Annotated in this window: 21 protein-coding genes and 1 other RNA gene; 10 read left to right on the top strand and 12 right to left on the bottom strand. The window is 62.6% G+C overall.

Annotated elements, in window-relative coordinates; all coding sequences use genetic code 11:
- The first annotated feature begins 16 nt into the window (after positions 1 to 16).
- The 5 genes from ccoS (at position 17) to PVZ80_RS28430 (ending at position 4122) form a co-directional block, all read left to right on the top strand.
- Positions 17 to 247, top strand: coding sequence for a cbb3-type cytochrome oxidase assembly protein CcoS (ccoS, locus tag PVZ80_RS28410; protein WP_009047938.1), 231 nt, complete (start codon positions 17 to 19; stop codon positions 245 to 247).
- Entirely contained in the window at positions 240 to 923 is a 684-nt protein-coding gene (locus PVZ80_RS28415) for a sulfite exporter TauE/SafE family protein (protein WP_009042956.1), read from the top strand. Before ccoS ends, PVZ80_RS28415 begins: the two co-directional genes overlap by 8 nt.
- A 141-nt stretch (positions 924 to 1064) precedes the next feature.
- On the top strand, positions 1065 to 2447 hold the full coding sequence (gene hemN / locus PVZ80_RS28420) for an oxygen-independent coproporphyrinogen III oxidase (RefSeq protein ID WP_124308045.1): 1383 nt from the start codon (positions 1065 to 1067) through the stop codon (positions 2445 to 2447).
- A 308-nt stretch (positions 2448 to 2755) separates the two neighbouring features.
- Entirely contained in the window at positions 2756 to 3490 is a 735-nt protein-coding gene (fnrA, locus tag PVZ80_RS28425; protein ID WP_009047936.1) for a Crp/Fnr family transcriptional regulator FnrA, read from the top strand.
- 83 nt (positions 3491 to 3573) lie between these two features.
- A complete protein-coding gene (locus PVZ80_RS28430; protein ID WP_009047935.1) occupies positions 3574 to 4122 on the top strand; it encodes an adenine phosphoribosyltransferase in 549 nt (182 codons plus the stop codon).
- A 74-nt stretch (positions 4123 to 4196) separates the two neighbouring features.
- Here PVZ80_RS28430 and PVZ80_RS28435 read toward each other — a convergent pair whose 3' ends face one another.
- From PVZ80_RS28435 to dnaX, 5 genes are all read right to left on the bottom strand, one after another.
- On the bottom strand, positions 4197 to 5345 hold the full coding sequence (locus PVZ80_RS28435) for an acyl-CoA dehydrogenase family protein (RefSeq protein ID WP_273864869.1): 1149 nt from the start codon (positions 5343 to 5345) through the stop codon (positions 4197 to 4199).
- Positions 5346 to 5478: 133 nt separating this feature from the next.
- Positions 5479 to 6081: a recombination mediator RecR gene (recR, locus tag PVZ80_RS28440; RefSeq protein WP_009047933.1), complete on the bottom strand. Its 603-nt coding sequence runs from the start codon at positions 6079 to 6081 to the stop codon at positions 5479 to 5481.
- Positions 6082 to 6146: 65 nt separating this feature from the next.
- A complete protein-coding gene (locus PVZ80_RS28445) occupies positions 6147 to 7181 on the bottom strand; it encodes an NADP-dependent oxidoreductase (protein ID WP_273864870.1) in 1035 nt (344 codons plus the stop codon).
- 286 nt (positions 7182 to 7467) lie between these two features.
- Positions 7468 to 7806, bottom strand: coding sequence for a YbaB/EbfC family nucleoid-associated protein (locus PVZ80_RS28450; protein WP_009047931.1), 339 nt, complete (start codon positions 7804 to 7806; stop codon positions 7468 to 7470).
- A gap of 66 nt (positions 7807 to 7872) precedes the next feature.
- Entirely contained in the window at positions 7873 to 9981 is a 2109-nt protein-coding gene (gene dnaX, locus PVZ80_RS28455; protein ID WP_009047930.1) for a DNA polymerase III subunit gamma/tau, read from the bottom strand.
- A gap of 139 nt (positions 9982 to 10120) precedes the next feature.
- Here dnaX and PVZ80_RS28460 point away from each other — a divergent pair, with 139 nt between their 5' ends.
- Positions 10121 to 10894, top strand: coding sequence for a substrate-binding periplasmic protein (locus PVZ80_RS28460; RefSeq protein WP_124313044.1), 774 nt, complete (start codon positions 10121 to 10123; stop codon positions 10892 to 10894).
- 3 nt (positions 10895 to 10897) lie between these two features.
- Here PVZ80_RS28460 and PVZ80_RS28465 read toward each other — a convergent pair whose 3' ends face one another.
- Complete coding sequence (locus PVZ80_RS28465) at positions 10898 to 12598, bottom strand: putative bifunctional diguanylate cyclase/phosphodiesterase (protein WP_103331033.1); 1701 nt, start codon at positions 12596 to 12598, stop codon at positions 10898 to 10900.
- Positions 12599 to 13199: 601 nt separating this feature from the next.
- On the opposite strand from PVZ80_RS28465, the gene PVZ80_RS28470 reads away from it, so the two are divergent.
- Both PVZ80_RS28470 and PVZ80_RS28475 read left to right on the top strand, forming a co-directional pair.
- Entirely contained in the window at positions 13200 to 13514 is a 315-nt protein-coding gene (locus PVZ80_RS28470) for a helix-turn-helix domain-containing protein (protein ID WP_007922376.1), read from the top strand.
- 142 nt (positions 13515 to 13656) lie between these two features.
- Positions 13657 to 14031, top strand: coding sequence for a VOC family protein (locus PVZ80_RS28475; protein WP_198919980.1), 375 nt, complete (start codon positions 13657 to 13659; stop codon positions 14029 to 14031).
- Here the strand turns inward: PVZ80_RS28475 and PVZ80_RS28480 are convergent.
- Positions 13965 to 14948, bottom strand: coding sequence for a DMT family transporter (locus PVZ80_RS28480; RefSeq protein WP_273864871.1), 984 nt, complete (start codon positions 14946 to 14948; stop codon positions 13965 to 13967). The two genes, PVZ80_RS28475 and PVZ80_RS28480, sit on opposite strands and share 67 nt — an antisense overlap.
- Before the next feature lie 102 nt (positions 14949 to 15050).
- Here PVZ80_RS28480 and PVZ80_RS28485 point away from each other — a divergent pair, with 102 nt between their 5' ends.
- Positions 15051 to 15917: a LysR family transcriptional regulator gene (locus PVZ80_RS28485; protein WP_106696893.1), complete on the top strand. Its 867-nt coding sequence runs from the start codon at positions 15051 to 15053 to the stop codon at positions 15915 to 15917.
- 151 nt (positions 15918 to 16068) lie between these two features.
- Here PVZ80_RS28485 and PVZ80_RS28490 read toward each other — a convergent pair whose 3' ends face one another.
- Together PVZ80_RS28490 and ffs are read right to left on the bottom strand one after the other, a co-directional pair.
- A complete protein-coding gene (locus PVZ80_RS28490; RefSeq protein WP_051408725.1) occupies positions 16069 to 16557 on the bottom strand; it encodes an OB-fold protein in 489 nt (162 codons plus the stop codon).
- Positions 16558 to 16825: 268 nt separating this feature from the next.
- An RNA gene (ffs, locus tag PVZ80_RS28495) (signal recognition particle sRNA small type) lies at positions 16826 to 16922 on the bottom strand.
- 670 nt (positions 16923 to 17592) lie between these two features.
- Here ffs and PVZ80_RS28500 point away from each other — a divergent pair.
- Positions 17593 to 17979, top strand: a complete 387-nt coding sequence (locus PVZ80_RS28500; RefSeq protein WP_038631199.1) for a DUF6124 family protein — start codon at positions 17593 to 17595, stop codon at positions 17977 to 17979.
- Positions 17980 to 18091: 112 nt separating this feature from the next.
- Here the strand turns inward: PVZ80_RS28500 and PVZ80_RS28505 are convergent, their stop codons facing one another.
- From PVZ80_RS28505 to zipA, 3 genes are all read right to left on the bottom strand, one after another.
- A complete protein-coding gene (locus PVZ80_RS28505; RefSeq protein ID WP_273864872.1) occupies positions 18092 to 19258 on the bottom strand; it encodes a zinc-binding metallopeptidase family protein in 1167 nt (388 codons plus the stop codon).
- 292 nt (positions 19259 to 19550) lie between these two features.
- A complete protein-coding gene (ligA, locus tag PVZ80_RS28510) occupies positions 19551 to 21917 on the bottom strand; it encodes an NAD-dependent DNA ligase LigA (protein WP_009047923.1) in 2367 nt (788 codons plus the stop codon).
- 128 nt (positions 21918 to 22045) lie between these two features.
- The gene (zipA, locus tag PVZ80_RS28515; protein ID WP_009047922.1) at positions 22046 to 22894 is read right to left on the bottom strand and encodes a cell division protein ZipA; all 849 of its coding nucleotides are present in this window, start codon (positions 22892 to 22894) and stop codon (positions 22046 to 22048) included.
- Between the last annotated feature and the right edge of the window lie 209 nt (positions 22895 to 23103).

Consider the following 23103-nt stretch of genomic DNA (forward strand, 5'->3'; position numbering starts at 1 on the left):
GGCATGGAGCCTACCCATGCCAGCTCTCTACGTGATGATTCCGGCGGCGCTGCTGATCGTGGCCATCGCCATCTACATCTTCTTCTGGGCGGTCGACAGCGGTCAGTACGATGACCTCGATGGCCCCGCCCACAGCATTCTGTTCGACGACCAGGACCCCAAGCACACCGCCGCGATCGACGAGGCCAAGGGCCAGCCGGCGGCCGAACAGCCGCCGCACAAAGACCAGGCGCCGCCCCATGCTTGAGCTGGCGCCGCTGCTGGTTTCCGCGGTGATCCTCGGCCTGCTCGGCGGCGGTCACTGCCTGGGCATGTGCGGCGGCCTGATGGGCGCCTTGACCCTGGCCATTCCCCAGGAGCAGCGCAGCCGGCGCTTTCGCCTGCTGCTGGCCTACAACCTGGGGCGCATCCTCAGTTACGCCACCGCGGGCCTGCTGATCGGCCTGGCCGGCTGGGCCGTGGCCAGCAGTCCGGCGGCCATGGCCCTGCGCGTGCTGGCCGGTCTGCTGCTGATCGCCATGGGCTTGTACCTGGCCGGCTGGTGGAGCGGCCTGACCCGTATCGAAAGCCTTGGACGCGGCCTGTGGCGGCATATACAGCCCGTGGCCAACCGCCTGCTGCCGGTGTCGAGCCTGCCGCGCGCCCTGCTGCTGGGCGCGCTCTGGGGCTGGCTGCCGTGCGGCCTGGTGTACAGCACCCTGCTGTGGTCCGCCAGCCAGGGCAACGCCCTCGACAGCGCCCTGCTGATGCTGGCCTTCGGCCTGGGTACCTGGCCGGTGCTGCTGGCGACCGGGCTCGCGGCGGAGCGGGTCACCGCACTGCTGCGTCGGCGCAGCGTGCGCATGGCCGGTGGCCTGCTGGTGATCCTGTTCGGCATCTGGACCTTGCCCGGTCCGCATCAGCACTGGTTGATGGGCCACTGAGGCTGCCGGCCATCGCCAACAACCATACAAGGCCCGCCCGGCAGGCAGCGCGCACCCGCCAGCCTTGATGCAAATCAAGATGGCCCGGGCGCCAACCCCCTAGACTCGCGAACACTGCCTGCCTACCGGGGGAATTCCCGCATGCTCGACGCCATTCGTTGGGACACCGATCTGATCCGCCGTTACGACCTGGCGGGACCGCGCTACACCTCTTACCCCACCGCTGTGCAATTCCACAGCCAGGTGGGCACCTTCGACCTGCTCCACGCCCTGCGCGAAAGCCGCAAGGCGCTGCGCCCGCTGTCGCTGTACGTGCATGTGCCGTTCTGCGCGAACATCTGCTACTACTGTGCCTGCAACAAGGTCATCACCAAGGACCGCGGGCGCGCCCTGCCCTACCTGCAGCGCCTGGAACAGGAAATCCAGCTGATCGCCTGCCATCTCGACCCCGGGCAGAAGGTCGAGCAACTGCACTTTGGCGGCGGTACCCCGACCTTTCTCAGCCATGACGAACTGCGGCAACTGATGGGCCATCTGCGCCAGCACTTCAACCTGCTGGACGACGACTCGGGCGACTACGGCATCGAGATCGACCCGCGCGAAGCCGACTGGTCGACCATGGGCCTGCTGCGCGAGCTGGGGTTCAACCGGGTCAGCATCGGCCTGCAGGACCTCGACCCGGCGGTACAGCGCGCGGTCAATCGCCTGCAGAGCCTGGAAGAAACCCGGGCAGTGATCGAAGCGGCGCGCACCCTGCAGTTTCGTTCGATCAACATCGACCTGATCTACGGCCTGCCGAAACAGACGCCGGACAACTTCGCCCGCACCGTCGAGGAAGTCATCAACCTGCAGCCGGACCGGCTGTCGGTGTTCAACTACGCGCACCTGCCAGAGCGCTTCATGCCGCAACGGCGGATCAACAGCCACGAGCTGCCGGCCCCGGCGGAAAAACTGCAGATGCTGCAACGCACCATCGAACAACTGACGGCCGCCGGTTACCGCTACATCGGCATGGATCATTTCGCCCTGCCCGACGACGAGCTGGCGATCGCCCAGGAAGAGTCGACCCTGCAACGCAACTTCCAGGGCTACACCACCCATGGCCACTGCGACCTGATCGGCCTGGGCGTCTCGGCCATCAGCCAGATCGGCGACCTGTACTGCCAGAACAGCAGCGACCTGACCCAGTACCAGAACCTGCTGGGCGGCGCGCAACTGGCTACCAGCCGCGGCCTGGTGTGCAATCAGGACGACCGCGTCAGACGCGCGGTGATCCAGCAACTGATCTGCAACTTCAGCCTCGACTTCGAGGCCATCGAGCAGCAGTTCAACATCGACTTTCGCGGGTACTTCGGCGAGCTGTGGCCACAGCTGCAAGCCATGGCCGAAGACGGCCTGATCAAGCTGAGCAACGAAAACATCGAAGTCCTGCCGGCCGGGCGCCTGCTGGTGCGTTCGGTGTGCATGGTGTTCGACGCGTATCTGGAGCAACAGAATCGACAGCGTTTTTCCCGGGTCATCTAGGGGCATCAGGCGCGGCAGCCTGAGTGCCAGGCGCGACAACTTGTCGCAGATTGCGGGCAAAAACTGTCGGGAGAGACAGGGCGCAAGCAAGCCTGATACTTGACGCCGAGACAATCGGCGAGTGCAAGTGACGGCCAGCGCTGGAAATACCTTGAACGGACTGCACGAGCGCATTTTCCCGGAGTGGCCTGGAGGCCACAAACGGACAGCTTTACGACTAAGCGCCAATACGGCACGGACTGGCCGGAACCTCCTCCCGTGAGTTACCCTTACGGCTTATGTGTGTTTTCCCACAAGGATTCTATTGAATGTCCGAGCCAGTAAAACTGCGCGCTCACAACCAGGCCCATTGCAAGGATTGCAGCCTGGCCCCCCTCTGCCTGCCACTTTCTCTGAATCTGGAAGACATGGATGCGCTGGACGAGATCGTTAAACGCGGTCGCCCGCTGAAAAAAGGCGAGTTCCTGTTTCGCCAGGGCGACGCATTCGACTCCGTCTATGCTGTGCGCTCCGGTGCCCTGAAGACTTTCAGTCTCAGCGACAGCGGCGAAGAACAGATCACCGGCTTCCACCTGCCCAGCGAACTGGTCGGCCTGTCCGGCATGGACACCGAGATCCACCCGGTTTCCGCCCAGGCCCTGGAAACCACGTCGGTCTGTGAAATCCCCTTCGAACGCCTCGACGAACTGGCCCTGCAGTTGCCCCAGCTGCGCCGCCAGCTGATGCGAGTGATGAGCCGCGAGATCCGCGACGACCAGCAGATGATGCTGTTGCTGTCGAAAAAGACCGCCGACGAGCGCATCGCCACGTTCCTGGTCAACCTGTCGGCACGCTTCCGCGCCCGTGGCTTCTCGGCCAATCAGTTCCGCTTGAGCATGTCGCGCAACGAGATCGGCAACTATCTGGGCCTGGCGGTGGAAACCGTATCCCGGGTGTTCACCCGCTTCCAGCAGAACGCGTTGATCGCCGCTGAAGGCAAAGAGGTGCACATTCTCGACCCGATCCAGCTGTGCGCCCTCGCCGGCGGCTCCCTGGAAGGCTGAGGCAGAGCCCCCGCCCGAGCCAAGCGGCTCGGGCGAGGCTATACTGGCGCGCTCCACTTCATGCCCGCCAGGACACTGCCACGATGGCCTTCGATTCCTTCGACATCAAATCCCTGATCCGCCCAGTCATCGACTTCCCCAAACCGGGCGTGATCTTCCGTGACATCACCCCGCTGTTCCAGTCGCCCAAGGCCTTGCGCCTGGTCGCCGACAGCTTTGCCCAGCGCTATGTCGAAGAAGACTTCAGCCATATCGGCGCCATGGACGCCCGCGGCTTCCTGATCGGCTCGATCCTCGCCTACCAGCTGAACAAACCGCTGATCCTGTTCCGCAAGCAAGGCAAGCTGCCGGCCGACGTGCTTGCCGAGGGTTACCAGACCGAATACGGCGAAGCCTTTCTCGAGGTCCATGCCGACAGCCTGTGCGAAGGCGATTCGGTGGTGATGTTCGATGACCTGATCGCCACCGGCGGTACCCTGATCGCCGCGGCCAACCTGGTGCGCCGCATGGGGGCCAGCGTCTACGAAGCCGCCGCCATCATCGACCTGCCGGAACTGGGCGGCTCGCAGCGCCTGCGAGACATGGACATTCCAACCTTCTGCCTGACGCAGTTCTCGTTGAGCGAACGGTAAATCGCTGCCATTTGGGTTGCCAGGGCCGGCGCTATCGCGAGCAAGCTTCGCTCCTACAGGGGCCTCCGGCAGGTCTACAGCCCCATCTGCTTGCTGATGATTTCGTTCATCACTTCCCGGGTGCCGCCGCCGATGGAAAGGATGCGGTTGTCGCGGTACAGCCGCTCCACCAGGCTTTCGCGCATGTAGCCCAGCCCACCGAGAATCTGCACGGCATCGTGGGTGATGCGATCGGCCATATCGGTGGCGAAGTTCTTGGCCATGGAAATCTCCTTGATCACACTCTGGCCCGCCGCCATCTTCGCTGCCTGGCGATAAGTGAATTCGCGGGACACCTCCAGCGCGGTCGCCATCTCCGCCAGACGATGCTTGATCACCTGGAACTTGCCGATGGGCTTGCCGAACGCCTCGCGCTCCCGGGCCCACTTCAGGCTCTCCTCCAACGCCAGCTGCGCGGTCATGTTGGCCATTAGCGCCAGCGCCAGGCGCTCGCTCTGGAAGTTGCCCATGATGCAGGCGAAGCCCATGTTCTCGACCCCGATCAAATGACTGGCCGGCACCCGGCAATCGTCGAAAAACAGCTCGGCGGTATCCGACGCCCACCAGCCCATCTTCTTCAGTGGCCGGCCGACGGTGAATCCCGGCGTGCCCTTGTCGATCAGCAGCAGGCTGATGCCACCGAAACCGGGTTCGCCGGTGCGCACGGCCACCGTGTAGAAGTCGGCGCGCACGCCACTGGTGATAAAGGTCTTGCTGCCGCTGACGCGGTAGCAGTCGCCATCGCGCAGCGCCCGGGTCTGCAGATTGGCCACGTCCGAACCGCCACCGGGCTCGGTGACCGCCAGGGCGCTGATCTTCTCGCCCGCCAATACCTGCGGCACCACCCGGTCGCGGACCTCGGGGCGCGCCCATTTGACGACCGGCGGCAAACCGATGTCCAGCGAGCCCAGGCCCGCCACCAGGCCGCCGGAGCCACAACGCATCAGTTCCTCGCTGGCGGCGATCTTGGCGAACAGGTCGCCCTCGTGGCTGCCACCCAGGGCTTCTGGATAGCCGATGCCCAGGATGCCGGCCGCGCCAGCCTTGAGGTACAGCTCGCGGGGGAAGCCTTGCGCCTCCTCCCATTGATCGATGTCCGGGAGGATTTCCCGCTCGACGAAACGTCGAACGCTGTCGCGGACCAACTGATGGCTAGGGTCGAAGTATTCCTGGCAGGCAGACATCGGCAAGCTCCTCTGAAGGTTGAGGAAACTTACCTAGCGCTTGCTTGGTTTTCAAGAAGAGTCGCGTTTAAGCGACAGAGCGCGGCCAGCAAGCAAGCCCCTCTGGCAGCGGCGAGCTTGCTGGCCGAAACGCTTACAGGCTGATCGGCTTACGCCCGGCAAACGAGTGCGCCAGGGTGCCGCCGTCCACCAGCTCCAGCTCGCCGCCCAGGGGCACGCCATGGGCGATACGCGAGGTGATCAGGCCTTTGTTGGTCAACAGCTGGGCGATGTAATGGGCGGTCGCCTCGCCTTCCACCGTCGGGTTGGTGGCCAGGATCACCTCGGTGAAACTGCCCTGCTCTTCGATCCTGGCCAACAGTTGGGGAATACCGATGGCTTCCGGGCCGAGGCCGTCGAGAGGCGACAGGTGGCCCTTGAGCACGAAATAGCGACCGCGATAACCGGTCTGCTCCACCGCATAGACATCCATCGGCCCCTCGACCACGCACAACAGCGTGTCGTCACGGCGCGGATCGGCGCATTGCGGGCACAGATCGTCCTCGGTGAGGGTGCGGCACAGGCGGCAGTGGCCCACGCCCTCCATGGCCTGGCTCAGCGCCTGGGCCAACCGCGTACCGCCGCTGCGGTCGCGCTCCAGCAGCTGCAAGGCCATGCGCTGGGCGGTTTTCTGACCCACGCCCGGCAAAGTGCGCAGGGCATCGATCAGTTGGCGAATCAGGGGGCTGAAGCTCATGGGGAAAGGTCCGACAAAACGACGAGACGCGGTTTATACCCGCGCCTCCGATTAGCGTCAAATGCTCAGTCCGGGGCGACCCGCACCACCAGCTTGCCGAAGTTGCGTCCTTCCAGCAGCCCGATGAAGGCTTGCGGCGCGCGCTCCAGGCCGTCGACCACATCCTCCTTGAACTTGACCTTGCCTTGCAGCACCCAGGGCGCCATGGCGCTGACAAACTCCGGTTGCCGGTCGCCGTAGTCGTCGAACACGATAAACCCCTGGATGCGCACGCGCTTGGTCAACAGCTGGCGCTGCAACAGTGGCAGGCGATCGGGCCCCGGCGGCAGTTCCTGGGCGTTGTACTGGGCGATCAGCCCGCACAGCGGAATCCGTGCCTTGGGGTTGAGCAACGGCAACACCGCATCGAATACCTTGCCGCCGACGTTTTCAAAGTAGATGTCCACGCCCTCGGAGCAGGCCTGCGCCAGCTCGTCGGCAAAATTCGGGCTGTGATGGTCGATACAGGCATCGAATCCCAGCTCCTCGACCACATAGCGGCACTTGTCGGGACCACCCGCCACACCGATCACCCGCAGCCCCTTGATCTTGGCCACCTGCCCCACCACCGAGCCCACAGCCCCCGAGGCCGCGGCCACCACCAGGGTCTCTCCGGCCTTGGGCTGGCCGATGTCCATCAGGCCCATGTAGGCGGTCATGCCCGGCATACCGAGCACACCCAGGGCCATCGAGGGGCTGGGCAAACCCGCCGGCACCGGTACCAGGTTACGGCCATCGGAAATGCTGTGGCTCTGCCACCCGGTGGCGCCCACCACCAGGTCGCCCTCCTGGAATTTCGGATTCAGCGAGCGCTCGACCCGACTGACCGCGCCGCCGGTCATCACTTCGTTGATTTCCACCGGAGCGGCGTAGGACGGCGCATCACTCATGCGCCCGCGCATATAAGGGTCCAGCGACAGATAAAGGGTCTTGAGCAGCACCTGGCCATCCGCCAGATCCGGCAACGCCACCCGCTCCAGGCGAAAGTTTTCCGGCACGGGCGCGCCCTGGGGCCGGGAGACCAGAACGATGCGCTGGTTGAGGGTCAATGCTTGCGACATCAGAGCAACTCCTTATCGAGAATTGAATCGGGCCATACAGAGTGCAGACCATCGTACAGCGCCCAGCGTTCGATGTTTCTCCTCCCACAGCCGCGGCCGCAGGCTGCGATCGGTTGCACGGCAATCGCAAACTCTGCAACCGCAATCATCCAGCCAGACCCCATCGCCTGAATGACGACCGCTGCGCGCTCGTTCGCAGCCTGCGGCAGCGGCTACGGGCGGCACAAACAAAAATGCCAGGCGCGATGCCTGGCATTTTTAAGTCCGACCGATGCGCTGGCGCGAATCAGAACGGCAGTTTCATACCCGGTGGCAGTTGCATGCCAGCGGTCATGCCGGACATCTTGTCCTGGCTGTTGGCTTCGATCTTGCGCACGGCGTCGTTGACGGCGGCGGCGAACAGGTCTTCCAGCACTTCGCGGTCATCTTCGCTGACGCCTTCCAGCAGGCTTGGGTCGATGCTCACGCGCTTGATGTCGTGACGGCCGGTCATGACCACGGTGACCATATCGCCACCCGCCTTGCCGGTGACTTCGGCGTTGGCCAGCTCTTCCTGCATCTTGGCCATCTTTTCCTGCATCTGCTGCGCCTGCTTCATCAGGCCGGCCATGCCACCTTTCATCATGGGAATCACCTCAAAGTACTTGGATAAAAACAGCGCCCGGCCTCAAGGCCCGGCGCCCTTCAGTTATTAACCCTGGCTGACCAGGGCCTCGACAGGTTCAATAGTATCGTGACGGACCACCGCGCCGAACTCCCGCACCATCTGCTGGATGAACGGATCGCCGTGGATCGACTCCTCGGCTTCGCGCTGGCGATTGGCACGGCGACGCGACGCGGCCTGGGCCGGGGTTTCCTGCTCGGGCTTGATCAGCTCGATGCTCACCGTCAGCGTGCGCTGGTGATACTGGTTCAGGGCATCGTTCAGGCGCCGCTGCTGAGTGGCGTTGAACAGGGCGCTGTGGGCCGGATCCAGGTGCAGCAACCAGTTGTCGCCCTCGGCGGCGATCAAGGTGCAGTTGGCGGCGATGCTCGCCGTCATTCCGGAAATCGGCAGTTTCGGGAACAGCTCCAGCCACTCCAGCGCCAGGCCGGTGGCCGGCTGGGCAGCCGGCAGCGGCTCGGGTTCCGGCTCGGGATCGGCGGCGTGTTCGCTGGCCAGTTCGTCCAGGTAGCTGTAGGCCGAATCCATGTCCGGCTCGATGTAGTCTTCGTCCAGCGGCGGCTCGTCATCCAGGTCGATGCCCGGTGTCGCGGCATCGACCTCGGCAACGCTGGGCTCCGGCACCGGGGCACTGACCCATTCCGGCGCATCCGGCACTACGCTGTCCGGGGTCGGGGTCGGCATCGGGGTCAGCTCAGGCTGCTCCGCGGCGGTCTCCAGCACGGGCTCGACGGCCGGCTGCTGTGCGACGACTGGTTCGACCGGGTCGTTCCACGGCAGGTCGACCACCTCTTCGGCGGCGACAGGCGCGGCTTGCGCTGGCGTCTCGACCACAGGCTGTGGCGCAGGCGCCACGGGCGCTGCTGGAACAGGCGCGGGTGCAACGACAGGGGCAACCGCTGGAGCGGCCTCGACCACCGGCGCCGCAACCGGAGCGGCGGCAACACTTACCGGAGCAGCAACGGCTGCGCCAGCCACGGATTGAGCGGAATCAACTGTGGCCTGGCTGATCCCCACTGGCTTTAGCGGCTGTCTCGGCGCATCTGCCGAGTCCGCTGGCCGGAAGGCGAGCATCCGCAGCAGGACCATCTCGAAACCACCGCGCGGGTCCGGCGCCAGCGGCAGGTCACGCCGGCCGATCAGGCCCATCTGGTAATAGAACTGCACATCTTCGGCCGGCAACGCCTGGGCCAGGGCCAGCACCCGATCGCGGTCGCCATGCCCGTTGTCGACACCGTCCGGCAAGGCCTGGGCAATGGCCACGCGGTGCAGGACGTTGAGAATCTCCGACAGCACGCCGTTCCAGTCCGGGCCCTGTTCGGCCAGGTGGCGCACAGCCTCGAGCAAGGCCTTGGCATCGCCGTTGATCAGCGCATGCAGGACGTCGTAGACCTGGCCGTGATCGAGAGTGCCGAGCATCGCCCGCACATCGGCGGCCATGACCTTGCCTTCACCGAAGGCAATGGCCTGGTCGGTGAGGCTCATGGCATCGCGCATCGAACCGTCGGCGGCGCGGCCCAACAGCCACAGCGCGTCGTCTTCGAACGGCACGTTCTCGACGCCCAGCACGTGGGTCAGGTGCTCGACCACCCGTTCCGGGGTCATGTTCTTCAGGGAGAACTGCAGGCAGCGCGAAAGAATCGTTGCCGGAAGTTTCTGCGGGTCGGTGGTCGCCAGAATGAATTTGACGTAGGGCGGCGGCTCTTCCAGGGTCTTCAACAAGGCGTTGAACGAGTGGCTGGACAGCATGTGCACTTCGTCGATCAGGTAGACCTTGAAGCGTCCGCGGCTCGGTGCGTACTGCACGTTGTCCAGCAGCTCGCGGGTGTCCTCGACCTTGGTCCGGCTCGCGGCGTCGATCTCGATCAGGTCGACGAAACGCCCTTCGTCGATCTCGCGGCATACCGAGCAGGTGCCACAGGGCGTGGAAGTAATGCCTGTTTCACAGTTCAGGCATTTGGCAATGATCCGCGCGATGGTGGTCTTGCCCACCCCGCGGGTGCCGGTAAACAGATAGGCATGGTGCAGCCGCTGACTGTCCAAGGCATTGATCAGAGCCTTGAGCACATGGGTCTGGCCGACCATTTCGCGAAACGAGCGCGGACGCCATTTACGTGCAAGAACCTGATAACTCATCGAAAACCGTCGCAACTGGGAAGCGGAAGCCCGTAATGCTAGCGGAGCAAGGGCGAAATTGCATCCGGTGCGCTCGTCTAATCTGGCTAAGCTGCTTTTTGTCAGGCTCGTCAGCGGCCTTTTCCTGCGTGGAGACTCTATGCGTTTAGCCTTGGGCGCCTTTCTGCTGGTTGCCATGAATGGTTTTGCCGCAGAACCGGCCCTGCGCTTCTCGATCCCCGACAGCTGGGCCATGCCCGTGGTACAGATCGAACGTGGCCGACCCACCCAGGGCATTCTCCACGACCTGATGGCCAGCCTCGCCACCCAGGTCGGCACCCCGGCCGAATTCCACGTCCTGGCGCGGGCCCGCGTGCAGGCGGCCATGGATCACGGGGAAATCGATGTCCGCTGTTATGCCGCCCAGTCCTGGCTGCCCAACCAGGCCGGCGATTACATCTGGAGCATCCCGCTGTTCATTCAGCGCGACCTGTTGGTCAGCCGCGAGCGACACCTATTCCCGGTCACGCCCCGGGACCTGCCGACGCAGCCCATCGGCACCGTCCTCAGCTACACCTACCCTTCCCTGCAACCCTTGTTCGACAGCCGCCAGTTGCTCCGCGACGACGCGCGCAACCAGGAACAGGTGCTGCAAAAACTCTGGGCCGGCCGCTACCGCTACGCGGTGAGCAACCAATGGACGCTGGACTGGTTCAATCAGACCTTGCCGCCCGAGCAGCAACTGCACAGCGTGGCCATCCTGCAGGAACAGGCGGTCGGCTGCGTCGTCCGCAACGATCCGGCGCTGCCGGTGCAACGCGTGCTGCGCACCTTGTTGCGGATGAAAATGTCGGGAGAGATCGACGACCTCATCGGCCTGTACACCGGCCGCAGGCCGACCGAGAGCGCCCCGCAGAGCTACGAGGCACCTTAGGCGTCAGCCGACTTCGTCCTGCGGACACCATTCCAGCGGCGGCAGGAAGGTCGCCACCCAACCCGGCACCTCGCTGGCCGGCATGGGCGGGGCGATGAAATAGCCTTGCGCCACGTCGCAGCCCAGCGACATCAGCAACTCGCCGTGCTCCATGCTTTCCAGGCCCTCGGCCACCACCTGCCGGTCAAACGCCCGGGCCAGGCCGATCAAGGCCTGGGTCAGCGCCAGGTCACCCTGGTCGTGCAGCATGTCGCGCACGAACATGCGGTCGATCTTGATGGTCTGGGTGCGCAAGCGCTTGAGGTAACTCAGGGACGAATGCCCGGTTCCGAAATCCCCCAGGGAAAACTGCACCCCCAGCGCCTGGCAGGCCTCGAGGCAAGCGCTGACATGCTGGATATTCTCCACCGCCACCGCCTCGACGATTTCCAGGTCCAGCAACTGCGGGGCAATCTGTGGATGGCGCTCGAGCACCGCCTTGAGTCGGTCGACGAAATCCGCCCGCTGGAAATGCCGCGCTGCGATATTGACGCTGATCGGCCAGCGCTGTCCGGCCAGTTGCCATTGCCGCAACTGGGCCATGACCTGCTCCATCACCCACTCGCCGATATCGACGATCAGGTCGGTCTCCTCCACCAGCGGCAGGAACTCCCGAGGCGCGACCATGCCCCGCTGTGGATGCTGCCAGCGCAGCAACGCCTCGAAACCCACCACCTCGCCGCTGCGCATATTGACCTTGGGTTGAAAGTGCAGGCACAGCTCGCCGGACGCCAACGCCTGCCGGACCCGCTCCACGGTCTGGTGGGTAGCCTTGACCTCGCGGTCCCGCGACACATCGAACAAGTGAAAGCGATTGCGCCCGCTCTGCTTGGCCACGTACATCGCCTGGTCGGCATGCCGCAGCAAAGTGTCGGCGTCATCGTTGTCGGCGGGAAACAGCGTCACGCCGATGCTGGCGCAGACGTTGATCTCCTTGTCCTGGATCAGATAGGGCGTGGAGATCACCCCCAGCACCCGATGCAACGCCGCCCGCAACTCGCGAATGTCGCGCACATGGCGCAGGATCAGCACGAACTCATCCCCGGCCAGGCGCGCCACCACGTCTTCGCCGCGAATGATCGAGCGCAGGCGCGCCGCTACCTCCACCAGCAACAGATCGCCGCTGGCGTGCCCGTAGCCATCGTTGACCGCCTTGAAGCCGTCGAGATCGAGCATGCACACCGCCAGCGCGATGTTCTCCTTGCGCGAGTAATCCAGCGCTTGGTTGAGCAGGTCGGAAAGGAAGGAACGGTTGGGCAAACCGGTCAGCACATCGTGGCCGACCCGCCATTGCAGCGAGTGCAGCAAGCGCCGTTTTTCACTGATATCGAAACGAATTGCCACATAACGCTGGACCCGACCAGTGGCCTCATCGAGCAAAGGTACGACGGTGCTGTCGACCCAATATAAAGTCCCGTCCTTGGCCCGGTTGCAGATCTCGCCCTTCCAGACCTGGCCCAGGGCAATGGTGCGCCACATGCTGCTGAAGAATTCGGGAGGGTGCAGGCCGGAGCCGAGAATCCGGTGATTGGCGCCCAGCAGCTCTTCTCGGCTGTAGCCGGAAATCGAACAGAACTGGTCGTTGACGTAAGTGATCCGGCCGGTCAGGTCGGTCTCGGAAAAAATGGCGGCTGCATCCACGGCCCTGCGGTATTTCTCATCCATGAGTCTGACTCACTGTCGCTAGCGGTTGAACCGCTCGACCAGGGCACGGAGCCCGGAAGAGATGTTTGGGCGTTCACTCTCAATATTTTCGCAATCCCAGGCAGGCCTGGGCTGCTGGTCCGAAAATATCTGTTCAACAGAGGTGACCGGCACATTCAGACGCACGTTAAAACTCCATAGACAGCATTCGACAATGCCAGCCCAGACAAGCCGGCAAGAGGCCGACTCACGGAAAATGGCGCACCGTCTTGCCCCACCTGACACAATTGCAACCGTACAGCGACCGACACCGTCATTGACCTTCGAATCGACGAAGACCAACTAAAATCACTTAAGGATCAGCCGAATTTGGCGGGTGGGACACTGGCAATCATCAGCGAGACGTTCGCGCCTGCGCCATACCCTCGATTCTGGTGAACAAGGAAAATGCAATGAGTTCTTGTTTCATCAGTTCATCTTCTGAAACTAGATCACCAAATGCCTGTCCGAAGCGTCGATTCTACGAATTGCATCACATTTTGCAAGGCAAGGTGATGAATCATGGCGTTGCCTAATGCAAAGATTTATCGTTAAGTTCTTGATTCTAAATGGGAATTGAGCGATGCAAATTTCAAGTTTGGGTCCAGCCATCAGGCGTTACCGCAAGGTAGCGGGGCTTACTCAGGCTGAACTAGGCGAAAAAACCGGTTTTGACCCTAAAACCATCAGCCGCTTCGAAACCGGCACCTACACCCCCAGTGTGGAAGCGCTGTTCCTGCTGGCCGATGTACTGGGAGTGAAGCTGAAAGCCTTTTTCGCAGATCTGGGCGACGAAGACGAACAGCGGGCGTATCTGTTCGGTGTCATTCACAAAGCCACCCCGAAGGACCTGGGAAAGCTGATAGCAGCGGTAGACCTGGCCTTGTCCAAGCCTTAGAGCCGAGCAACACGCAGAGGAGGCAGCCCTATCGAAGCCGATAGCCTGCCTCCTCTTTATTTCCCCCAGATGACTCCTGACAGGAACTGACAACGGCGCCCCTTAAGCTGGCGTGCGCAGCCCAACCTTTCCAGGAGTCCGGATGATCGCTACCAGCACTTACCTTCTGCTATACGTCGACAGCCCCGCCACCAGCGCCAATTTCTACAGCCGCCTGCTGGACAGACCGCCGGTCGAGCTGTCGCCGACCTTCGCCCTGTTCATCCTCGATTCGGGGCTCAAGCTCGGCCTCTGGTCCAGGCAGGATGTCGAGCCAGCCACCCAGGTCGCCGGTGGCGGCGGCGAATTGGCCTTAGGGGTGGCCGACAACCAGACCGTCGACCGACTGCACAGCCAATGGGCCGAATCCGGCGTGAGCATCGCCCAGGATCCGACCGCCCTGGACTTCGGCTACACCTTCGTCGCCCTGGACCCGGACGGACATCGACTCAGGGTGTTCTGCCCGATCCTGGAGTGAACGGCAGTCGCGGCGATAGCCTCCGGCAGTACCGAGCGACGCCGCGACCAACGCCCCTCCAACTGCATCGCCATCACGCTACCGAGGACGATCGCCGCCCCCACGACCACCGCGCCATGCACCCGCTCATGCAGGACCAGCGCTGCCATCAGCATGGCGATTGGCGGTATCAGGTACATGGCGATGGACGCGCGGCTGACCTCGACCCGCGCCAGCACATAGGCCCACGCCAGGTAAGCCAGCGCACTGGGAAACAACCCCAGCAGCAACACCGCCAGGTTCACCCGCCACGGCGCCTGGACCACCGCGACCGCCAGCCCTGGCCAATACAGGCTCAACAGCAAGGTGCCGGCCCAGACCATGTAGCAGACGGTGGTCAACAGGTCGTAACGCCCCGAATAATGCCGCTGCAGCACGAAGTACAACCCCCAGGAGAAGGCCGCCAGCAGTACGAGCAATCCCTGGGGCTTGATCGACGCCACGCCCTGGTCGCCCCAGACCACCACGACCGCGCCGAGCAACCCCAGCCCGACACAGCCCCAGCGCCAACCGCTGACTGGCTCCCTCAACCAGAAAAACGCAATCAGGGTGCTGAAGATCGGCGCCGACTGCGCCAGCACACTGGACGCCCCCGCGCTCAACCCCTGCTGGCCATAGTTGAGGCTGACGTGATGCAGGGCGATGGCAAAAAAGCCCAGCACCAGCAACCAGGGCAGATCACGCCAGCGTGGCAAGGTGATTCTTTTCACCAGGGCAATGGCGCCCATGAACAGTGAGGCAATCAGAAAGCGCAGCAACGCCAGATGGCCAGGCTCGTAACCCTCCAGGCCGATATGGATACCCACCGGGGAATAAGCCCAACACAGAATGACCGCGGCGGTCGCCAGGACCAGTTTCAACGCAGGGGAGATATTCAAGACACAGGCACTCGGTAGCACAAGGAAGGCCTTCAGTCTCCCGCCCGCCACAACTCACCACAATTAACGGATACTGAGACCAGACCTCACTGGAAATGAGCAATGGAACTGAGCCAGCTGAAGATGGTGAAAGCCGTCGCCCGTACCGGCAGCATTGCCCGGGCGGCCGAACAACTGCATTGCGTGCCCTCCAACATCACCAACCGCCTCAAGCAACTGGAAGGCGAGCTGGGCACCCGGCTGTTTATCCGCGCGGGCCGCGGGCTGAAAATCAGTCCGGATGGGGAAATCTTTCTGGGTTACAGCGAGCGCATCCTGGCCTTGGTGGATGAAGCCAAACGCGCCGTCGATCGCCAGGCCGAACCCAGCGGCATCCTGCGCATCGGCGCCATCGAGTCCTGTGCCGGCGGACGCCTGCCGCCGCTGCTGGCGGAGTTCCATCAGCGCTTTCCCCAGGTCACTCTGGAGCTGGTAACCGGTACCTGGTCGCAGTTGTTCGAAGAGCTGCAACACCACCGGATCGACGGCGCATTGGTTGCGGTCGACACGCCCCAGCCAAAGCTGGAGCGCACCGCCCTCTACAGCGAGCCCCTGGTGCTGGTCGCCAGCGCCGATGCGGCACCTGTACTAAGCCCGCGCGACCTGCAAGACCAGACCCTGTTCATGTGGCCCGGCGGCTGCCCTTACCGCCGCGCCCTGGAGCATTGGCTGAACGCCCACGACGTGACCGCGACCATCATCGGCTATGCCAGCTGGGGCACCATCATCGACTGTGTCAGCGCCGGTGCCGGCATGACCCTGGCCCCGGAAGGCGTGCTCGAGCGCTACACCCTGTCCGCGGGCCTGACGCGCCACCGCTTCGCCGACCTGCAGCCGATCGACATTCGTTTTGTCTGGAACAAGGAAATAGAACGCCACACCGCACGGGACGCGTTTGCGCAGTTGTTGCAGGAACGATTGGGGAAATGAAACGAGCGACTGGCCTTTGAATACACCTTGTAATGTTGACCTGGATAAACGTCGGCTGACGCTTTTCCGTCAAATACAGAATGAGCAAAGGCCGAATGCAAAAAAGGGTTCATTTTTAATGAACCCCTTCTTATGGAGCCTGTTAAATAAATCAGAGCAGCGAGCAAGAATCCGACATCGGAACTTTCGCCACATCGCCTTTACCTGTGCAAAGCAAGGTAACCTTCGAACCTTTTTTGAGACTGACCAACTGCTCAGCATCAGACTTTTCAAAGGCAAATTGCGGCTCCATGAACTGATTCACACCACCGCGCAACGTTACATAAGGCTGCCCCATGAAGTTGGTGTTGATATCTGCAACAGTGCCCGACACCTTGAACTTCTTACCCTTGAACTGCTGGTCAGCCGCGACCGTGTTTGCATCATAAGCCGAGGCAATAGCAGAGGCAGTTACGACAGGCATCGCCGCCAATTCAGCGACTACCTTAGCCTTTTCAGCTGCAGCCTGCTCTACACGCTGCTGCTCAAGCGCCGCAGCTTCGGCTTGCTTTTGCTCAGGAGACTTCATTGCGTTGGAAACCATCCCGATAACCACCAGGCAACCAAAGATGATACCTACCCACTTAAATAATTTCTTCACGCCCTTCTCCCTACCCTTTTGAATAACTTCCGTAACAACATCCATGCCATGACACAAATTGCGTATCAAAGCGGCGAGGATTCTCCCCAATAGCAGGAAGGGAAGCAAGGCAAAGGGCCATTAAAGGTTTAACAGGCAATGAAGGAGTAAAAAATATCAGAACGGAGAGTCAGCGCAGATCATCAATATCGTGCGTTGCTACAGAAAGAACTGAAGAGGGGCATAAACAGAGGGGCGACTATGAATCGCTTGGGCGTTATGGAGGCAACCCCACCAGCCACACCCCGGCACACAATGTCACCGCTGCGGCTGCTCCCTTCCAGGCCTGACCGGGTTCACGGCTGATCGTTGCGAGGGGACCAATGGGGTCACCATAACGACGCTCACCTGACGGCGAGCCGCGCCATTGTACCTATCTGCGGCGAAGTTACAACCGCTCTGTAAAGATTAAAAAATCTGAACGGCTTCAAGTACTTGGATCATTACCCCTCTCCCCGCCCGCTCGTCGATTCCTGTAGCCGCTGCCGCAGGCTGCGTTCGGTCGCGCAGCGGCCGCCATCGCGGGTGACACCGTATTTCAGCTGAGCGCAATCGAATGGCTGGCGACTGCTTTGCAGTCGATCGCAGCCTGCGGCAGCGGCTACAGGGGACCGCGCATGAGTGGAATGGCAGTTTTGCGGCGAGCTGGCAGTCGATTTTTCGCTTTGTTTTGTAAGGGGTTTCCTAGAAACTCTGGAACGCCTTTGGGCGGGTTGTACCCCTGAATTTGATCGGGCAGTCTGCGGGGGTCGTTGCAGTTTCAACGACCCGGATGTGGAAGTCTGGAAAAGTCATTGGTACAGCGCTCAACAGCGACTGCTGACGTTTTGCGTCCGCAGATCCGTGTTATGGCGACCATGCGTGGGGCACCTTCGGGTGCGCCGGGCTTTGGGTACCAAGGACTCCCCGGTCTTCCACACCCACGCATGGCTGCCACCCTCTCGTGTGGAAGCGAGACTGGCGGCTTTCATCTTTCAGAGAGTCGTAGGTACCCACATGAAAAAGCTCGTTCCCGATCCGCCACTCACTCCCCCGCGCCGACTACGCGATCCTGAACTGGATGCGGCGAATATCTCCCTGCTCTTGTCGCTCAACGACCAGCAGCAACCGCTGCTCACACAACTCAAAGAAACCCGCAGCCAGCCGTTCGGCCTGCGCGACGCCCAGCAGCGCCCGCTGTTCGCGGTACAGGCCGGGGTGAATGCCGAAGAAGCCTTGATGCATGTTTCACTGCTGCTCAAATGCGCCGAAGAAGTCTCGGATGAAATCACCGAACAGGGCAGCGGCATCGAGCGCGGGTTGATCTGGTCCATGGTGCATTCCGTGGAAATGGCTCGCGCGGTGGTCGATGCCTTGCTCGATGGCGTGCGCACAGCTCGCTAACCGCCCTTGGTAGGAGCGAAGCTTGCTCGCGACAGCATCGCCGCGGCCTTCTGCCGGACCGAGTCGCCTGCATCGCGAGCAAGCTTCGCTCCTGCAGAGGCAGGTGGTGGATTCAGGCCTGTTCGAGCACTTCGTCGGCCTTGCCGCCGGCTTGCTGGATCACCAGGTGGATGAAGTGCAGCTTGGCGATCACCGCGGGCGGCAGGATGAAGGGATAGAAGTCGGGCTGACCCATGCTGCGTGACAATTCGTTGAGCATGCCCGCCAGTTCGATCCAGGCGTTGACGAAAGAGAGGAACGCCGGGCCGCCGGGATGCTGTGGGTCATACAGGGTGTCCAGCGGAAACGGCTGGTAGTCGAAGTCCATTTCCCGGGCGCTCATGCCGAAGCCCAGCGCGGTATCGACCGCGTCCATCATGTGCAGGTAGTGGGCCCAGGTTTCCGCCCAGTCTTCCCAGGGGTGCATGGTGGCGTAGGCGCTGACGTAGGCCTGCGACCAATCGTTGGGCGCACCCTGTTGATAATGTCGGTCCAGGGCTTCGGCGTAGCTCGCGCGTTCGTCGCCGAACAGCGCGCGACAGGGTTCCAGCCAATGGCTGTCGGCGATCAGACGATCCCAGTAGTAATGCCCCACCTCATGCCGGAAGTGCCCGAGCAAGGTGCGATAGGGTTCGCGCATCTGTACCCGCACCTGCTCGCGATAGGCGTCATCGGCTTCCTTTATGTCGAGGGTGATCAGACCGTTGGCGTGGCCGGTCATGGGCGCCTTGCCCTGCCGATCGACACCGAGGAAATCGAAAGCCAGGCCAGCCTCTTCATCCTCGCTCTTGGCGATCAGCTGCAACCCCAGGCTCATCAGTTGCGCCACCAGGCGGCGCTTGGCGATTTCCACCTTGCGCCAGCGCTCGGGGTTTTCCGCCACGCCAAGATCGGGAATGGTCCGGTTCAACCGGCACGCCATGCACAAGGTGCCGGCGCCATAAGCCGGCAGCAGCCAGTTACAGGCCGCCGGGGTATCGAGGTTGGCGCAGCGCCGGAACAGCCCCGCTTGCGGGTCGACGTCCAGCAGCCAAGTATCGACCTCCGGCCCTGGCTGCAGCGACGACAGGCGACTCTGTTCCGGTTGATAACCCAGGGCCGCCGAACAGGCCAGGCACTGACTGTTGCGAAAGAACAGCGACTGCCCGCAGCGGCACAACCAGACCTTGCTGTTGCGGCTGTTCTCACGGACAAAGGGCGCGGCGATACGGGAACTGAGCTGTTCGAAGAAGCGGTACATGGCGATCTCTCCCTGGGCTTGCCAAGACTAGATCATGGGAACGGGACTATTGTTCCATCGCCTTGCTGGCGATCCGCTTTTCTGTAGGAGCGAGCTTGCTCGCGAAGCGATTTCCATATCGCATCGCGTGCAAGCCTGGAGATTTTTTCGCGAGCAAGCTCGCTCCTACAAGGGAACATGATTCCATGTAGCCGCTGCCGCAGGCTGCGATAAGGTCCGCAGGACCTTCCGGCGCCCGACAAAGCAACGCCCGCTGCGCGGTCGATCGCAGCCTGCGGCAGCGGCTACAGGGTTATGCCGAGATACCGTGCTGGCCGAGGAAGGCCACGAAGGCTTCTTCATCCAGCACCTTGAGGCCCAACTCGTTGGCCTTGGCCAGCTTCGAGCCGGCGCCAGGACCGGCCACCACACAATGGGTCTTGGCCGAAACCGAGCCGGCAACCTTGGCGCCCAGGCTTTCCAGCTTGTCCTTGGCCACGTCGCGGCTCATCAGCTCCAGCGAGCCGGTGAGCACCCAGGTCTGGCCAGCCAGCGGCAGCCCTTCCACCACCTTCTTCTCGCTCTGCCAGTGCATGCCGAAGGCTTGCAACTGCGCCTCGATGGCCAGCGCCCGTGTGGCGTTCTCGGCGATATCGAAGAACTCGCGCACGGCCTTGGCCTGCTTCTCCGGCAGGGTCTGGCGCATGTCCAGCCAGTCCGCCTTGACCACACCCTCGAGGGTCCCGAACTTGTCCGCCAGCTTCTGCGCCGCACCCGGCCCCACCGATGGAATATTCAGCTTGTCGAGCATGCCGCCCAGGGTGGTGCTGGCGGCGAACTCGGCGCCCAGGTCGCCCTGATCCTGCAACTGCAGCCCGCACTGCTGCGGATCGAGCAAGGCACCGATGACCTGCCGGTTATGGCTGTCCTCGAAGAAGCTGTGAATCTCGTGAGCCACTTCCAGGCCGATATCCGGCAGGTAGGTCAGCACTTCCGGCAAGGCCTGCTGCACGCGCTCCAGGGAGGCCAGGGAGCGCGCCAGGACCTTGGCCGTCTCCTCGCCCACATCGGGAATGCCCAGGGCATAGATGAAGCGCGCCAGGCCCGGCTTCTTGCTGTCTTCGATGGCCTTGAGCAGCTTGTTGCTGGAGACCTCGGCGAAGCCTTCCAGGTCGATGATCTGCTCGTACTTGAGCTTGTAGAGGTCGGCCGGTGAGCCGATGAGTTTTTCGTCCACCAGCTGTTCGATGGTCTTGTCGCCCAGCCCTTCGATATCCATCGCCCGACGGGAAACGAAGTGGATGATCGCCTGCTTGAGCTGCGCACCACAGGCCAGGCGACCGACGCAGCGGTACACCGCGCCCTCGCTGATGGTTTCCTTGCCCTTGCTGCGCTTGATCAGTTGCGTGCGCTCGACGTGAGAACCGCACACCGGACAAGTTTCTGGGATATGCACCTGGCGTGCGTTTTCCGGACGGCGCTCGGTGACCACCTGCACCACTTGCGGAATCACATCGCCGGCGCGGCGGATGATCACGGTGTCGCCGATCATCAGGCCCAGGCGCGCCACTTCGTCCATGTTGTGCAGGGTCGCGTTGGAGACGGTGACACCCGCCACCTTGACCGGCCTCAGGCGCGCCACCGGGGTTACCGCGCCAGTACGGCCGACCTGGAATTCCACGTCCAGCAGCTCGGTCAGCTCTTCCATCGCCGGGAACTTGTGGGCGATTGCCCAGCGCGGCTCCCGCGCCCGGAAGCCCAGTTCGCGCTGCGAGGCAATGCTGTTGACCTTGAACACCACGCCGTCGATTTCATAGGGCAAGCCATTGCGGCGCTCGCCGATATCGCGGTAGTAATCCAGGCATTCGTCGATGCCCTTGGCCAACTTCAGCTCGCGACTGACGGGCATGCCCCAGTGCTTGAGCTGCTCCAGATTGCCGATATGGGTGTCGGCAATGTCAGCGGTGACCTGGCCAATCCCGTAGCAGCAGAATTCCAGCGGACGGCTGGCGGTGATCTTCGAATCCAGCTGGCGCAAGCTGCCGGCCGCGGCGTTCCGTGGGTTGGCGAAGGTCTTGCCACCCACTTCCAGCTGCGCGGCATTGAGCCGCTCGAAACCGGCCTTGGACATGTAGACCTCGCCGCGCACCTCGAGGGTCGCCGGCCAGCCGCTGCCGTGCAGCTTCAGCGGAATGTTGCGCACGGTGCGCACGTTGACGCTGATGTCTTCGCCGGTGGTGCCGTCGCCGCGGGTCGCGCCGCGCACCAGCACACCGTCCAGATACAGCAGGCTGACCGCCAGGCCATCGAGCTTCGGCTCGCAGCTGTATTCCACCGCCGCCCCGCCACCGAACAGATCGCCCACCGGCAGGTCGAGCCCCTCGGTCACCCGACGATCGAATTCACGCATGTCGGTTTCTTCGAAGGCGTTGCCCAGGCTGAGCATGGGGATTTCGTGGCGCACCTGAGTGAAGGCCGAGAGCGCCGCGCTACCCACGCGCTGGGTCGGCGAATCACTGCTGACCAGCTCCGGGTGCTCGGCTTCCAGCGCCTTGAGTTCGTGGAACAGGCGATCGTATTCGGCGTCGGGAATGCTCGGCTCGTCGAGGACGTGGTAGCGGTAGTTGTGCTGATCCAGCTCAGCGCGCAGCTCAAGAATGCGGGTTTCGACGGCGGTCATGGTGTTCTCTCAAAAAGCAAAAGAGCAGCCTAGGCTGCTCAATATTTGTCTGGAGGGTCTTGCGACCCTGTCGCGAGCCTGCTCCGGCAGGCCAAGGGTTATGCCGGAGCGGCTGGCTCGCGAAGCGCTCAGCGCTTCTGGGTCAGGGCGCGACGCTCGAATTCGACGATGCGCTGACGGTAGTGTTCGATGGTCTGGGCGGTCAGTACGCTGCGCTGGTCGTCCTTCAGTTCGCCGTTCAGTTCCTGGGACAGCTTGCGCGCCGCAGCCACCATCACGTCGAAAGCCTGCTTCGGATGACGCGGGCCTGGCAGGCCGAGGAAGAAGCTCACGGCCGGAGTGCTGAAGTGGTCGATGTCGTCCAGGTCGAACACGCCTGGCTTGACCGCATTGGCCATGGAGAACAGTACTTCGCCATTGCCAGCCATGCTTTCGTGACGGTGGAAAATATCCATCTCGCCAAAGCGCAGGCCGCTTTCCAGGATGTTCTGCAACAGCGCCGGGCCCTTGAAGCCGCCGGCATCACGGCAGATCACGCTGATCACCAGCACTTCTTCGGCTTGCGGCTGGTCCTTGTCGGCGTAGCCGGAAGCCTTGGTTTCATCCGGGAAGTCGTCGTCACGGCTGCTGAAGCTCGGGCCGCCGTCCAGGTCCAGGTTGAGGTTCAGGTCGCCCTGCTGTGGCTCGCTGCCACGCTTGCCACGCTTGGAACCAGACTCGCGCGGTTCGCGCGCCGGCGCGCTCATCGACGGCAGGTCGTGCTCATCGAGTTGCGGTTCCTTATGGGTATCCAGCACGCGGGGCGGGCCCAGCAGTTCGGCACTGCTGTCGTCGTCCGGCAGGTTGGACAGGCTACGATCCAGACGGAATTTCAACTTCCCCTTGCCGCCGCGCATACGGCGCCAGCCATCAAAAAGAATACCGGCAATGACAATGATGCCGATGACGATCAGCCACTCGCGCAGACCGATTTCCATGTAATCCCGTGCCTCTATGAAAAATGCTGAAAAATAAGAGGTTTAGCAAACTGCAAACCGCTTTAAAACGTGGCGCCAACTCTATGTTCTGACTGGCCTTTTGCCCACGTATAGGAAAAATTGACATTAAACTAGCACGACCAAAGACAACTTTACACCGTCTGTCGCAACGGCTTCATTCAATATGTCGATCAGCCAGTACTCGGCGC

The organism is Pseudomonas sp. B3G-3, from assembly GCF_028640915.1.
GTDB classification, from domain to species: Bacteria; Pseudomonadota; Gammaproteobacteria; order Pseudomonadales; family Pseudomonadaceae; genus Aquipseudomonas; species Aquipseudomonas chlororaphis_I.

Coding starts and splice junctions, on each gene's coding strand:
- zipA (WP_009047922.1), bottom strand. CDS start 22,894: ATGGAAATCGGTCTGCGCGAGTGGCTGATCGTCATCGGCATCATTGTC.
- PVZ80_RS28475 (WP_198919980.1), top strand. CDS start 13,657: ATGATCGCTACCAGCACTTACCTTCTGCTATACGTCGACAGCCCCGCC.
- PVZ80_RS28505 (WP_273864872.1), bottom strand. CDS start 19,258: ATGTACCGCTTCTTCGAACAGCTCAGTTCCCGTATCGCCGCGCCCTTT.
- PVZ80_RS28460 (WP_124313044.1), top strand. CDS start 10,121: ATGCGTTTAGCCTTGGGCGCCTTTCTGCTGGTTGCCATGAATGGTTTT.
- PVZ80_RS28450 (WP_009047931.1), bottom strand. CDS start 7,806: ATGATGAAAGGTGGCATGGCCGGCCTGATGAAGCAGGCGCAGCAGATG.
- PVZ80_RS28430 (WP_009047935.1), top strand. CDS start 3,574: ATGGCCTTCGATTCCTTCGACATCAAATCCCTGATCCGCCCAGTCATC.
- fnrA (WP_009047936.1), top strand. CDS start 2,756: ATGTCCGAGCCAGTAAAACTGCGCGCTCACAACCAGGCCCATTGCAAG.
- ccoS (WP_009047938.1), top strand. CDS start 17: ATGCCAGCTCTCTACGTGATGATTCCGGCGGCGCTGCTGATCGTGGCC.
- PVZ80_RS28435 (WP_273864869.1), bottom strand. CDS start 5,345: ATGTCTGCCTGCCAGGAATACTTCGACCCTAGCCATCAGTTGGTCCGC.
- PVZ80_RS28465 (WP_103331033.1), bottom strand. CDS start 12,598: ATGGATGAGAAATACCGCAGGGCCGTGGATGCAGCCGCCATTTTTTCC.
- ligA (WP_009047923.1), bottom strand. CDS start 21,917: ATGACCGCCGTCGAAACCCGCATTCTTGAGCTGCGCGCTGAGCTGGAT.
- PVZ80_RS28445 (WP_273864870.1), bottom strand. CDS start 7,181: ATGTCGCAAGCATTGACCCTCAACCAGCGCATCGTTCTGGTCTCCCGG.
- hemN (WP_124308045.1), top strand. CDS start 1,065: ATGCTCGACGCCATTCGTTGGGACACCGATCTGATCCGCCGTTACGAC.
- recR (WP_009047933.1), bottom strand. CDS start 6,081: ATGAGCTTCAGCCCCCTGATTCGCCAACTGATCGATGCCCTGCGCACT.
- PVZ80_RS28415 (WP_009042956.1), top strand. CDS start 240: ATGCTTGAGCTGGCGCCGCTGCTGGTTTCCGCGGTGATCCTCGGCCTG.
- PVZ80_RS28500 (WP_038631199.1), top strand. CDS start 17,593: ATGAAAAAGCTCGTTCCCGATCCGCCACTCACTCCCCCGCGCCGACTA.
- dnaX (WP_009047930.1), bottom strand. CDS start 9,981: ATGAGTTATCAGGTTCTTGCACGTAAATGGCGTCCGCGCTCGTTTCGC.
- PVZ80_RS28485 (WP_106696893.1), top strand. CDS start 15,051: ATGGAACTGAGCCAGCTGAAGATGGTGAAAGCCGTCGCCCGTACCGGC.
- PVZ80_RS28470 (WP_007922376.1), top strand. CDS start 13,200: ATGCAAATTTCAAGTTTGGGTCCAGCCATCAGGCGTTACCGCAAGGTA.